Raw genomic sequence first — 13,003 nt, 5'->3', positions numbered from 1 at the left:
GACTTTGGCCGCTAACCTGAAAATGTTTGAATTGTTACGAATAATTTCGGGTGCGGCCTGTTTTGGGTTGTGCGACTTCAGGACGAGGAACGAAAGATGTTTTCACACGAAGGTCCCGCAATAGAGCTGTTGCTACTCATTTTTGGCTTGGCAGGCCTGCTTTTGGTCGTCTGGTTCATTCACCACCAATACGAGCTAAAGATCGGGAAGGGCGTTAAAAAACAACAAAGTCGTAACAGAGGTCGCTCCGCGTAAGCCTTCATGCACTGACGTCAGCGGTCGGTATTGAGCCCGGCCGCCGGCAAGGTGGATCGCCATGCAGACAAAGAAAAGCCCACGATGGGGGCGCGGGCTTAAAGGTGTTCACTTAGGAGCTGAGTTGAGCCTAGGCGCCTGCCTGTGAAAACCGCGTGAAATACGCACGCCGGGTAGGCTTTTTTGCAACCCGGCAGCCTGCTCACGTACTGTGCGTGTTCCTTATCCAACCTCTGCGGTGGTGTGTTCATGTCAGATGAAGTGCGGCTTGTCGTCATTATCCATACCCAGCCCGGCAAAGGGTCGCAGCAGCTGGCCGCGTTTGAAAAGCTGGCGCCCCAGGTCAGGGCCGAGCATGGCTGTTTGCAATACGATTTACACCCGGTTGTCGGCAATAACGACAGCTTCGTGTTGATCGAAAAGTGGGCCTCCAAAGCCGCGTTGGACGCCCACCACCTGGCCGCGCATATGCTGGAAGCGGCCAAGCACACTCCATCTTTTCGTGCTGTGCCTGCGACCGTTTTGCTGTTAGAGGCGGCGGTGTAGGTTCACAACTGCACCCGGCGCAACCGGCCAGTCAACGATGCCAGCGTGTGATCGGGTGCCGGGACCTGCCGGCCCGCCAGCCCCATGCCTTCACTCACCAACACAGCACCCTGCACCACACATAAGTTGGACGGTGTATCCAAGCCGCGCGCGAGCACTTCAACTTGGCCGTTTTGCAGGTTGCACCGCAACAGTCGCCCGGCAAACCGGGTGAAGCCGCCATGCAGCGGCTCGCCGTTCCAGTTTGGCGGCAACGGTTGTTGCAGGTGGCTGCACAACTCCAGCACCAGCAGCTTGCCCTGCGGGCACAGCGCCAGCCCGGTGGGCAGTTGCAGGCCGCGTATCACCACCTCGATCTGCCCGCCTGCCGGGTGGGCTCGAATCACCTGCCCGGCGTAGTCGGCAAAGTCGATGCCTTTGCGGGCCGGGTCGCCGTGCAGTTCACCGGAGAACAGGCTGATCAGCACCGCGTCTGTTTGCGGTTCATACACCAGAGTAACGGGCACCGCTTCCTGGCCTTGGTCCAGCGCGGGCAGTTGCGCCAGTACGTGTTCGTCCTCGCCACTGCAAAACTCCACCAGTTGGTTGGTATCGGGCTTGACGGCCAGCCAGCTGCGCCGTGTTGGGTGGTAGCACAGCGCATTCAGGTTGCCCCGGCTGTGGAACACCGGTTCGGGCGGGCTGTATTGCAAGTCGAGCAGCCTGGAGCCGCCGATGTAATCGGTCTGGCTGGCCAGGCAGCGACCGTCACCGCAAGCAATGTCCGACACGCCCATGATTTCATCGCGCAGCATGCGCGCCTGCATGTTCATGCTGCGAAAACCCTGGGCGACGACTTCGCCGGGCAGGTAGGCGCCAGGCTGCTGCGGGTCGGGTTGCAGCCGGGTGATGCGGCCGCTAAACGGCTGGTCCGCTGAACCTGAGCCGGCTTCGGCCAACAACAGGCTGCCATCGGCTTGCAGGCACACGCCGCGAGGGTTGAGCAAACCTTCAGCGACAAAGGTGCTCGGGCGCAGGGCTTCAATGGGTTGAGCTGGGATATGAAGGGTCATCGGGTTTGCCTCCTATTGCGGCGGCTGCCACGGGCTGCCGGTGAGATACGCACGCAGCAGTGCACGCTGGGCGGGGGACATCGAGTGCACCACCGGCATGAACAGCGTGGTGCCTTTGTAGGCATCCGAGGTGCGCGCGAGGATGGCGTTTTTCGCCGCCATGATCGCGTCGGGCTGGTTCAGCGGCACGTAGCGCGACATGGCGGGGAAGGCCAGGTAGTGAAAACGCAGCACGTTCGGGTACACCTGCTGCCAGGTGATGATGCTGCCCTTGGCGATGCCGAAGTCGGTCTGCGCGTACTTGCGAAAGTTGGTGAAGAACGCACCGTTGTCCACGCCATTGGCCGTGCAGGTCAGCGCCACAAACCCCGCCTGGGCGGCGCTGCCGGGTTTAAGCGTGACGGGAAAACTCACGGCCTGCTGGCCGGCACTCACCGTCAGCGAACTCGGGAAGTTGAGGAAGTCGATGTATTGCTTCTGGTCGTAGACCCCAGGCGCGCTGGCGCCCAGGCTGACCGTGGTGGCTTTCGGCACCGGCCCGCCCAAGTAGCGCACCTGCAAATTGATCGTCAGGCCATTAGGGTAATCCTCCAGGTACAGGTTGCGCTGGTCGGCATACACCCGGTAGATGGATTCGCTCGCGCTAAGCGTCTTACCCGCCACCGGGTTAGGGCCGGTGATCTGTAGCGGCGTGGTCTTGACCGCTTGTTGCTGGCTGGCATTCAGGGGCACGTCGACGATGCCGCCGTACACGTAGTAATTGACCAACGGGCTGGCGGTCGGGTTGAGGGTTATCAGCGCGGTGGCCCCAGCTGAAATCGTCACCGGTCCATAGTTCGCATTTGGCCCGATGGGGCTGGTGATGTCGTCGCGCACGGCACGGAAGGTTTGCTTGGGAATCACGTTGACCATGTCCAGGCTCAGCAAACCGTTAGTGCCCAGCGCCGCGTAGGCCGCGTTGCCCGTGGACGCATTGACCAATTGCCGCCCCGGCTGGCAGCTCAGCGGCTCGCCAGCAAAGGCCGGCGCCAGTGTGCCGATGACCCGGCCGATACTCGGGTTCGGCGTGTATTTACCGGCGGCATAATCCGCATCGAGTTGCGCGGTGGTCATCTGCGGGCACATCTCGAACATCACGAAACGCAGGACAATACCCGTCGCCCCCGGCGCCTGGATGATCGCCTTGAGGCCACTGCTGTTCTTGTTCCAACTGACGATGCTGCTCAGCGGAAACGTCAGCTGGAACGTGCCGCTGGCGTGGAACGAGCCCGGTGCATCCATCTTCGCCGGCTCGAGTACGCGGCCGGTCACGTCGAAACTGCTGCATACCGCATTGCAACGAATCAGCAGCTGGATATTTTCGCCGCTGCCGATTTGCAGGCCGCCGACAAAGATCTGCGTGGTGGTCGAGGCGCTAGGGTCCAGGTCGACCATCATCGGGCCGGACACGGGGCCTTGGCCGGTCGCCGGGTCCACCGAGCCAAGCAGGTACACCGGCTGGCCGACCTGATCGCCCGTGGTGCTGATGTTGCCGGGGCTGCCTTGGGAGCTGATCAAGGCGTTCTGCATGTCCACCACATGCTGGCCGTAGTGGTTCCAGCCGCCGGCGGTGTAGTAGTTGCCGGTGGGGGCGTTGATCATGTTGTTTAACTGGTCGTCGGTGTACGACTGCGCGCCGGGCGCCAGGGTTGATGTGGTCAGGTCGAAGAGCGGCCATTCATCATCGCCATTGAAAGGAATGGTCGGCGAGTTGTTTGGCAAGCTCACGTCCGTGCGGATGCCGCCCCAGAAATTCAGTCGTGGTCCATTGAGGATGCTCATGGTCTATTCCTTGTCCGTGGCGTGAGGGGTGAGAGGCGGGTTGGCGAATTTGAACAGGTAGGAGAAGTCGGACTTGAACGGGCTCTTCACCGGCGTCGCCATCGAGTGGCAGTTCATGCAACTGCTGTTGGGCTGGATATAACTCTCCATGGTCACATTGGCCGACAGTGCCGGGGTCGGCTGCCCCAGCGGGTTGCTCGGGTTGTTCGGCATCAACGGGCGCTGGGTGGTGATTAACTGGTAGTACTTCAACACGCTGCGTTGCAGCCCGGGGTGTGTGCGATAGTTGTTGTTCACCCAAGCGGTGGCGTCGGCAATCGGCGTCACGCGGTTCAGTGGGTTGGGCGTCTGGAACGAGGTGCCGGGTTTGGGCACGCAGACCAGTTGCGTGCCCTGGGTTTGCCAGTTGCACGGCGACTGGTTGAGTGCGGCGGCGGGGGCGGCGGCGTTGAAGTAGGAATAGGCGGTACCGGCTACCGGTTGGTCAACCCACTGGCCGTTCACCTTGGCTTTGGGCGGCACGTTTTCGACCTGCTCGAAGGTCGACCAGATCCACTGCGGGTAACCATTGACCTTGGTGATGATGTGCAAGCCCACCAACCCCAAATACGCCTCGCCGACACCAATGCGCTGCCCCTGGCTGTTGAACCGCGCCACGCGGGCAAACTGCGTCAGGTAATGGCTGGCATTGTCCCGGGCAGTCAGAATGCGCCAGCTGGATTTGACCTCGATGACCCCATTGGGGAAGTTGATGGTGTTGGCTTTGGATACCACATTCGCGTTGTAGAAGTTATTGCTGACGATGTAGTTGTAGGACGCCTGGTTGGCCGAAATATCGTAATAGGTCGGGTTGCCCGCCTGGTCGATCAGCCAGCCACCCACCGCCTGGTCGATGGAGTTGACCAGCGAGCTGTTCTTCAGCGCCGCGATGTTGATGATGCCCAGGCTTCGGGCGGTCAGCGGGCTATTCCACGGCCCTGGGTTGGCAGCGCCCGGCAGGAATATTTCGCTGACCGTCTTGTAGGTCTGCCACACGGTATAGCCCGAATCGCCGGGCTGTTTGCTGCAGTTGGGCGTGCCACGTTGCCCGTCCTGTGCCGGCCAGTTTAAGGCGATAAACAGCTGCCAGCTGTATTGATCGAACTGATCCTGGCTGGCGGTGGCCGCCGGCGCGCTGCTGGGTGGCTGGCAGTTGAATTGCGTGGCCAGCGTCAACGGCTGAGGCGCTTCCCGCGCCTGGGCCGACAGGCTGACCAGCCCGAGTAGCATCACACTCACGAGTGTTTTCATGGCGATACGTCCTTGTGTTCAGGGTTTGCGCTGCATGAGCTGGTTCCACTGGGCCTTATGCCCGTTGCTCTGGGACGCCGGCGGCTCGAACAATTGGCACGGCGGCGGGTTCGACGGGCACATGGCGATCACTTGCGCCCAGGTCTGCGCCGGGTCGGGTTTGTCGATGCGAAAGTTCGTGTAGTTCTGGCTCACGATGGGCGCATTCGCGACGCTCACGTCCCCGGAAAAGAAGAACGACTGGGGCAGGCGGTAGGGCGGTTTGCCCGTCTGCTGCTTGTTAAACGCATACCCGAACAAAATCGGTCCCGCCGGCGAGATCAGGTCCAAGGCATAGGCCTGCACACTGCCACCCAGGTTTTTGCTGCGTTCGGCGCTGTAGGGCAGGTGCTCGATAAAGTCCTGGCGCGGCGGATGGTTCATCGGTGAAAACATGCAGCAGGCCGGCATGTCTTTCGGGCGGTCCTGCGGGTAGGTCAGGAAGTACGCCTTGTTGCCCAGGGACACGAACGAGCAGCTGTAGTTGTTGTTCTTGATCGGGAAGATCGGCAGGCAGTACTTCTCGTAGTGCTCCATCATCGCGCCGAAACCGTCGCCGTCGGCTGGGATGTAGGTGCTGTCGTAGTAGCTGGTCCCGCGCGAGACGGTGTAGTCCGCAGGTTTGAGCGTGGAGGGTGGGCTGCTGTAAGGTGGTGGGTTGTTCTGGTAGTTGTTCATCACCCGGTACATCGTCCAATCGCTGATCCATTGCGCCGGGAAAAACGGATCGGACGGGTCGCTGGGCGCGCGTTTGGCGATGCAGTTGCCGTTCTGTGCATTACAGCCTTCGCTGTTGTGCACCCCATTGGTGAAGTACACGGCGCCGCTGTCGTCCTCGGCAAACGCAACGGGGCTCAGCAACAGTAACAACAGTAACAGTCGGCTCAAGAGGCTGGCGTTCATACAACACTCCTTTGAAAACCGGGCGACAGGCGCGTCACCCGGTGGTCCTGTGTGAGGCTTACGTGTAGTCGCTCATGCTCAGCTGCACGGGCGGGTAGTTACGCTTCACCAGCGCCTGTGCCCACAGTTCCAGCACGGCGCGCCGGCTTTGCGGCATGTCGCGTGTGATGGGCATGGCCAGGGTGCTTTCCTCCTGATATTGCTTGCTGATCAGCACGATCAGTTGGTCGACGGCGCCCTCGATGCGCTTCAGGTTATTGAGCGGCATGTACTTGCTCATGATCGGGTACAGGTAATAGAACGGCTGCAAGATGAACGGGTAGATGAAGGTCTCCCAGATCAGCTGGCCGGCGTCCTCACGCTGATAGATCAGGTTCCAGGCGTTGACGAAGTCCTGCTGCATCTGCGGTTCCAGCGGCAGCACGCGCAGCGGTGCGAGGAAGTCGGTAAAGGCCTGGTTGAGTGGGAAACTGAACGGAATCACCGGCGCCTGCTCACCTTCCTGCACAAAGAAACGCAAGGTCGGAAAGCCCGGCGCCTGGGCCGTGACGGTCAGGTTGGCGATGCCATTGGCATCGGTCTGAATCTTGGTCACGCTGTATTGCACGTTGCTGTTCAGCGGGTCTTGCAGCGTGCCTTGCAGGGCAATCGGGTTGACGAACTTAAGCGTCGGGCTTAAGGCGACTGCGGCCGGTGTTTGCAGGAATTGCTGATAGGTCACCGGCGTCGTCTGATCGGCTGACACCGCGAGCCGGGTTGCCATGAGCTGACGACCGGTGCCTTCGGTGATCTGGCCGAGCAGGGTCTTCGCCCCGCTAAACTGCGGCAGGCAGGGGCTGTTGTTGGCCGGGTTCTGCGGGTCGTTGTTGAACAGCGAAAAGTCCGCCGCGTTGCTGAACGCCAGGTAGTAATCGGTGGTGCACAGCATGTAGGCATTGCCGTATTCCGCCACCCATAACGTGGTGCCGGCCGGTGCGGGCTGGCCGTCGTGTTGCACCATGATTTGCAGTGTCTTGGTGTCGCCCACGTCGATAAAACTGGCGCTCTCTACCACCTCGGCGGTCCACATCTGCTGGGTCGCGGCGATGATTGGCGTGGTACCTGGTTGTTGCAATTCCAGGCTGCCAGTTTGCAGCTGCGCCTGAGCTTGGACGGTCAGCGGCAGGTCGAGGATGCCGGCGCGTTTGTCGAACGCCAACTGCTGGTAGTCGTCATAGCCAAAGCTTGCCAACGGGCTGAATTGCGTGCCTTGGCGGATGCCAATCTGGTAGTTGCCGGCCTGGTACTTGGCGGCAACGGGGATCTCGGCCTTTCTGTCGACGGGGTAGAACGGGAACGCGTTGCCCAGGTCCAGCGACAAGGTCGTGCCATGGGCCTGGGCCGAGATCACGCCCAGTTGGACCTGGCTGGTGGTACCCGGTGAGGTTTTGTAGATGGGCACCTTTTGTGCTGGCACCAGGCGCCGGCCCGCTGGCGCGGTGGGGAACTCATCCTCAAACCACAGCCCCAGGCTGCCTACGGTGCGGCTATAGGCCGGGTTGAAAAAAATGTCACCGACGTTATCCAGCGCCTGTTGATACATGGCTTGCACCTTGGCCTGGGCTTCGGGCGTGGAGCTGTGGGTGTCGATGGGCGGGTAGTTGTTGAAGATACCGTTCTTGTCGTAACAGGTCAGGTAGGTGGTAAAACGAAACATCAGGCCCTTGGCATTCTGTTGCGCCATCTGCGCCTGCAGGTTTTGCAGCAAGGCCGAGTTGCCGATCACCCATGCCAGGTTTTCTTTCGGGAAGCAGGTCTGCCAAGTGGTGGTCACGTACGCCAGGCCGCCGAGGTTGGCCCAGTTGAAGTTGAGGAACCGGTCGAGCATGCGGTGCTCGCGGTTGAGCGTCAGGCCGCACTCGGCATTGCCCAGTACCAACTTGTCGAAGTACAGCGCGGTAAAGGTGTTCTGCCACGGGCTCACGTCGACAAAGCGCGCCGGGGAATTCGGCGCGCCGCCAAACGGGTTGCCGAGCAGCTGATAACTTTGGTTGATCAGCGGGTCCTGGCTCACATAACCGCCGTCGGGCAACTCGCCGCCCGTGATCACCGACTGGGTCTGGTTGTAGCTCACGGTGCCGCAGGCGTTGTCGCCGAACAGGTTCCATTCGCCGGGGATCATGGGGGACGCCAACTGCCCGGCATTGCCCGGCACCTGCATCACGTAGTCGGGTACGGCGGCCGGGGCCAATGGCGCGATGGTCCACGGCAGCAGGTTGCTGGCGGCGTTCAGCGGCGTGATCTTGAAGGCTTCCAGAAACCGCCAGTTCATCTGCATTTTCACCGCATCGTAGAGCGGGTACATGTCGTTATTGTTGGCGGTCGGCGGGTTCCAGAACATATGGCCGCCGAGGTAGATACGCGGGAAATTCAATACGCTCATGTGAGGCTCCTTAGCGTTGCCACTGGGCGCGTTTGAGCGACCAGACAAAGTCCAGTTTGTGATAGCCGACAAAGTCGGAGGCCGGCAGTTCGGCGGTGGGGTAGACGATGCCGCCCTGTTGTTTGAGGGCGAAATTGAAGTAGCCCTTAGTCGACGAGTACGCGGCGGTGCTGTGGCACGCGAAGCACGAAGACATGCTCTGGAACGCCGATTCCAACTGGGAGTTGGCGAGCAAGGTGGGCGTGGTATTGGACTGCACGCCGATCAGCTCGTATTGCGCCAGCGTCGGGTAACTCGCCTGAAAACTGACATTGACCGGTTGCGCCGCCGTGGTCGGCCCGGTGCTGTTGGTCATCGGCGTGGGCGGGATCGCGTTGGTCACGGTGTACTTGCCGTTGTTGCGGTTTTCGAAGGTGGTCCACACCCAGTCGGGGTTCAGTTTGTTGATCACGTGCAAGCCGCTCAACGCGGCATAACCGACCACGTACTCACTGCCTTGCTGGTAGTAGGTCTGGGCGATGTAGTAGCCGTCGTTGGCCAGTTGCTGCTGATAGGTCGGGTTGTTGCCGATCCACAGCCAGGCGGCCTTCAGTTCCCACGCGGTGGAGGGGAAGTTCAGGTCGCTGGTCAACGCGGCCTGGCCATTCACGTTGTAGACCTTCTGCTGCACGATGTAGTTGAAGGTGTCCGGCCCCATCAGCAGCTGGAAGCGCACCGCCTGGCCTTGCTGGGCTTGCGGCACTTGCCCGCCCATTTCCAGGATCAGCCCGTCCACCTGTTGCGTGGCATTGAGGTTATGGAACATGCGGTTGGCGTTCATGCCCATCGCCTGGGCTTGCGTCAGCACCGCGGGTGGCACGGGCACGCGCTGGGCGTAGGGCAGGGGTTGCGCGCCGTTGGCCAGGTAGACCTGATCCGACGGCTTCATGGTTTCCCAGACCAAGTCAGGGCTTTGTGCCGCAGCGGGTTGGTTGAGGCAGGCAAACCAGTTCCAGGCCAGGGTTTCGGGGCTCTGGGTGAAGGTCGCCCGGGTCTTGTCGATGTCGCCACCAAACTGCAAGAAACCCGTGCAGTCGAAGGGCGTGTTTGCGCCTTGGGCCTGGGCCAGTCCGGCCAGTGCACTCAAGACAGTGATAGATAAGGCTCGCCGCATGGAAGCTCCTTGGCATTGGCCAGTTCCAGGTGTGGGCGCCCCAGGAAATGTTCCAGGAGCAGTTGCTTCACTGCCGTCGCCGCAAGGTGCTGCGGTAACGCCAGATCACAATTGGTGATCAGCAACGGGCCGGTCTGCGCGCTGCTGGGCAGGCGGCCGTGGCTGCCCCGCACGAGGCGGGTGTCCAGCGGGATCAGGTCCATGTAGTAGCGAAAGCCGAGCTTTTTTTGCAGCAGGCGGCGCGCGACTTTCAGTTTAGGGAAGCGAATCGCCGGGTCGATAAATAGCTCGACCGGGTCGTAGCCGGGCTTGCGGTGGATGTCCACGGTGCGCGCAAAATCCGGCGCCTTGCGCGCGTCCAGCCAGTAGTAGTAATCAAACCAGTAACCCGCTGCGGCCACGGCCACCAGCTCGCCGCTGCGTGGGTGGTCCAACTGCCAGGTGCGTTGCTCGGTTTGGTCCAGCACCTGCTCGATACCCGGCTGGCGCTGCAGCAAGGCTTTGACGCGGGGAATGTCCTGCGCCTGCTTCACATACACATGCGCGACCTGATGATCGGCCACCGCAAACGCCGCGCTGGCGCCAGGGTCGAGCAACTCCCAGCTCAAGGATTGGCGCACTTGCAACAGGCCTTCGGCGCGCAGCACGCGGTTGATCGACACCGATTGCTCGACCGCTTCGATGCCGTATTCGGAGAGCAGCATCACCGCCGCGCCCTGCGCCTCGGCAAAGCTCAGCAAGCGGCCCACCTCGGCGTCGATGGCGCGCACTTCATCGGCAATCGACGGATGTTCAGGCCCCACGCGCTGCAAGCTGTAGTCCAAATGGGGCAAGTAAATCAATTGCAGGTGAGGGCGATTGAGCTGGAACTCGGCCATCGCGCAATCGACGATCCAGCGGCTCGAGGCAATGCCCGCCGCCGGGCCCCAGAAGCCATGGAAAGGGAACTCGCCAATCTGCGCCTCGATCTGCTCATGCAGCCCGGGCGGCGACGAATACAAGCCGAACTGCTTGCGCCCATCGGCCGGGTAATGCGGACGCGGGGTGATCGCGGCGTCCACGTCGGCGTACATGTTGTACCACCAGAACAACTGGCTGCAGCGAAAACCCGGGATCTCACGCTTGAGCGTGTGCCAGACTTTTTCGCCCTGGATCAGCGCGTTGGGTTGCAGCCAGAAACGCACTTCAGCCTGGTCGCGAAAGTACCAGCCATTGCCGACAATCCCATGTTGCGACGGCGGCGCGCCGGTGAGGATCGAGGCCTGCACGGTCGAGGTGACGGCGGGGAACACCGGTTGCAGGGTGGCCATCTGGGCGGTCTTGAGCAGGGCATTGATGTGCGGCGTCGCTTCACCCAACAGCGACGGCGTCAGCCCGACCACATTGATCAGCAACAGCGGTTGTTCAGAGGGCATCGGCGTATACCTTCTGCACGTGCAACAGGTTGCGCTGGCGCAGTTGTTCTTCGACCCAGCGCAGTTCGGCGGCAATGCCTTGCAATTGCGCAGGCTCGGTGGCGGGCCGCAGCTCAAAGGGCAGCACGCCCCAACTGTAGGTTTCCACCTCCAGCACCGGGCGGAAATCGCCATGGGCCGCCAGGTAGTCGAAGGTCTGCGCCAGCGCCACTTGGCTGCCGCTGAGTTCGGGCAACAACAGGTGTTCGCTGAACAGTGGAATGTGGAAATGGATGCGCAGTTCGTTGAACCCGGCGCAATGCGTCAGGGCGGCGGGCAGGTCCGGCCAAGCCACTCGGCGGCCCTGTGCGTCGAGCGCCTTCACTTGGTGCAAGTAGGTGATTTCGGCAAAGCTGCTCAGGGTCTTGAGCACGTGTTCGCGGCGCTGTTCATCGTCAGACGGCAGGCGGCAAATCAGCGCGTTGGACAGCTGGACCTTGCCCACCGGCACCCCGGCCTCACGCAGCCGGTCCAGCGACTGGTAGCAGTCTTCAAACATCACCGCCTGGTGGCACACATCAAAACACAGCGCCAGGTAGGCATGGTTCGGGTCCATGGCTTGCCGGCGCTGGAAGAACGCGATGGCCTGCTCGGTAGTCTCCAGCACGCAGTCCGGTTCCATCTCCAGGCAGAACACGATTTTCTTGCCGGTTTCCCAATGCAGGCGGGCGAGCGCGGCGGTGAGTTGGCTCAGGTGCTCATCGGCGCGTGCCTGCAAGGCCTCGTTCCAGGTGGCGGCATAGCCCAGCGGTACGCTGGAAATCACCCCTTGGCGGCAGTCGGGAGGCAAGGCGTGAGCGAGGATGCGCGCCAGGTCCAGGCTGTAGGCTAGCCGTTGCGGGTCGGCCCAGTTGGGCAGGTAGACGTCGGCTTTCACCGCGCCCTGATGGAATTCACCATAGGGGAAACCGTTCAGTGACGTCAGGCGCAGGCCGCTGTGCTGGAGCAATGCCAGGAACTGCACACGCGCCGAATCCTGCTGTAGTTGCGCCGCCGCGTGAGCGCAAATCCACAGGCCGCTGTCCTGTTCCTCTAGCCCGCGCAGGCTGCGCACGCCTTGAAAGTGCTGCTTGATGGAGGCGCGTAACCCGGCCAGGTCACGGGCCGGGTGCACGTTGCTGCAATACCCGACCTGGGCGGCCGTCCAGCTGCTGGCGGCACTCATTTGACCACCGGGTCCTGGCCGCGCAGGGCCGAGTTTTCCTGCCATTGCTTGCGCTGGTCGATGGGCAGTGGCGTGCTGACCAAGGCCTTGTCCAACTGGCCGCTCTGGGCAAAAAAGTCCACCGGGTTGTGGAACAGCACCTGTTCCACCTGGGCTTCAGTAAAGCCCGCTGCCAACATCGCCTGGCCGGTCTTGGGCACTTTCAGTGGGTCGCTGATGCCCCAGTCGGCGGCGCTGTTGACCACCATTTTTTCGGTGCCGTATTCCTTGAGCAAGGCGACCATGCGCTGCTCCGACATCTTGGTGTTGGGGTAGATGGAATGGCCGCGCCAGCACTCGCTGTCGAGCACCAGCGGCAAGGTCAGTTCGTTGAGGTGGTCGATGATCACCAGGTGCTCGCCGATCCCCACGTCGCGGATCACCGCCAGGGTGCGTTTGGTGCCGCCGATCTTGTCGCGGTGTGGCGTGTGCACCAGCACCGGCAGGTTGAATTGCTTCGCAAGCTCAAGCTGCGCGGCAAGAAAGCGATCTTCTTCAGGGGTGATGTCGTCGTAGCCGATTTCGCCAACCGCGACCACGCCTTCTTTCACCAGGTAGCGCGGCAGAATCTCCAGCACTTCATTGGCGATCGACAGGTCATTCGCTTCTTTGGGGTTCAGGCCGATGGTGCAGAAATGGTGGATGCCGAACATGCTCGCGCGAAAGCGTTCCCAGCCCAGCAGCGTGTCGAAGTAGTCGACAAAACTGCCGACGCTGGTACGCGCCTGGCCCTGCCAGAACGCCGGTTCGATGACGCCGGTGATGCCGGCGGCCGCCATGTTCTGGTAGTCGTCGGTGGTGCGGCTGACCATGTGAATATGCGGATCAAAGTACTTGAGCATGGTGAATCCTCGTCAAGGGAAG

General features: G+C 61.6%; 10 protein-coding genes. 1 reads left to right on the top strand and 9 read right to left on the bottom strand.

Translation table 11 applies throughout. The features are described from left to right. Window positions 1-504 precede the first annotated feature (504 nt). Window positions 505-801 carry a putative quinol monooxygenase gene (locus tag KZH41_RS18180; protein WP_094951846.1) on the top strand — a complete coding sequence of 99 codons (297 nt, stop codon included), beginning with the start codon at window positions 505-507 and terminating at the stop codon, window positions 799-801. A 2-nt stretch (window positions 802-803) separates the two neighbouring features. Here the strand turns inward: KZH41_RS18180 and KZH41_RS18175 are convergent, their stop codons facing one another. Genes KZH41_RS18175 through KZH41_RS18135 form a run of 9 tightly spaced genes read right to left on the bottom strand, consistent with a single transcriptional unit; the run spans window position 804 to window position 12,981 of the window. Then, window positions 804-1,853 carry a hypothetical protein gene (locus KZH41_RS18175; protein ID WP_094951847.1) on the bottom strand — a complete coding sequence of 350 codons (1,050 nt, stop codon included), beginning with the start codon at window positions 1,851-1,853 and terminating at the stop codon, window positions 804-806. Window positions 1,854-1,865: 12 nt separating this feature from the next. Continuing rightward, window positions 1,866-3,674 carry a hypothetical protein gene (locus KZH41_RS18170; protein ID WP_263273399.1) on the bottom strand — a complete coding sequence of 603 codons (1,809 nt, stop codon included), beginning with the start codon at window positions 3,672-3,674 and terminating at the stop codon, window positions 1,866-1,868. Window positions 3,675-3,677: 3 nt separating this feature from the next. Beyond that, a complete protein-coding gene (locus KZH41_RS18165; protein WP_263273398.1) occupies window positions 3,678-4,964 on the bottom strand; it encodes a hypothetical protein in 1,287 nt (428 codons plus the stop codon). An 18-nt stretch (window positions 4,965-4,982) separates the two neighbouring features. After that, window positions 4,983-5,906 carry a hypothetical protein gene (locus KZH41_RS18160; protein WP_263273396.1) on the bottom strand — a complete coding sequence of 308 codons (924 nt, stop codon included), beginning with the start codon at window positions 5,904-5,906 and terminating at the stop codon, window positions 4,983-4,985. A 58-nt stretch (window positions 5,907-5,964) separates the two neighbouring features. Further along, window positions 5,965-8,328, bottom strand: coding sequence for a hypothetical protein (locus tag KZH41_RS18155; RefSeq protein WP_263273394.1), 2,364 nt, complete (start codon window positions 8,326-8,328; stop codon window positions 5,965-5,967). A 10-nt stretch (window positions 8,329-8,338) separates the two neighbouring features. Next, window positions 8,339-9,481 carry a hypothetical protein gene (locus KZH41_RS18150; RefSeq protein WP_263273392.1) on the bottom strand — a complete coding sequence of 381 codons (1,143 nt, stop codon included), beginning with the start codon at window positions 9,479-9,481 and terminating at the stop codon, window positions 8,339-8,341. Next, entirely contained in the window at window positions 9,451-10,896 is a 1,446-nt protein-coding gene (locus tag KZH41_RS18145) for an alkaline phosphatase family protein (protein WP_094951853.1), read from the bottom strand. The genes KZH41_RS18150 and KZH41_RS18145 overlap by 31 nt, the downstream gene beginning before the upstream one ends. Then, window positions 10,886-12,100: a metabolite traffic protein EboE gene (eboE, locus tag KZH41_RS18140; protein ID WP_094951854.1), complete on the bottom strand. Its 1,215-nt coding sequence runs from the start codon at window positions 12,098-12,100 to the stop codon at window positions 10,886-10,888. Before eboE ends, KZH41_RS18145 begins: the two co-directional genes overlap by 11 nt. Then, entirely contained in the window at window positions 12,097-12,981 is an 885-nt protein-coding gene (locus KZH41_RS18135; protein WP_094951855.1) for a TatD family hydrolase, read from the bottom strand. Before KZH41_RS18135 ends, eboE begins: the two co-directional genes overlap by 4 nt. Window positions 12,982-13,003: the final 22 nt, after the last annotated feature.

Source organism: Pseudomonas sp. YeP6b (genome assembly GCF_025642995.1).
Classification (GTDB): domain Bacteria; phylum Pseudomonadota; class Gammaproteobacteria; order Pseudomonadales; family Pseudomonadaceae; genus Aquipseudomonas.
Note: the sequence above shows the minus strand (reverse complement) of the source record. Positions and strands in the feature narration are given on the sequence as shown.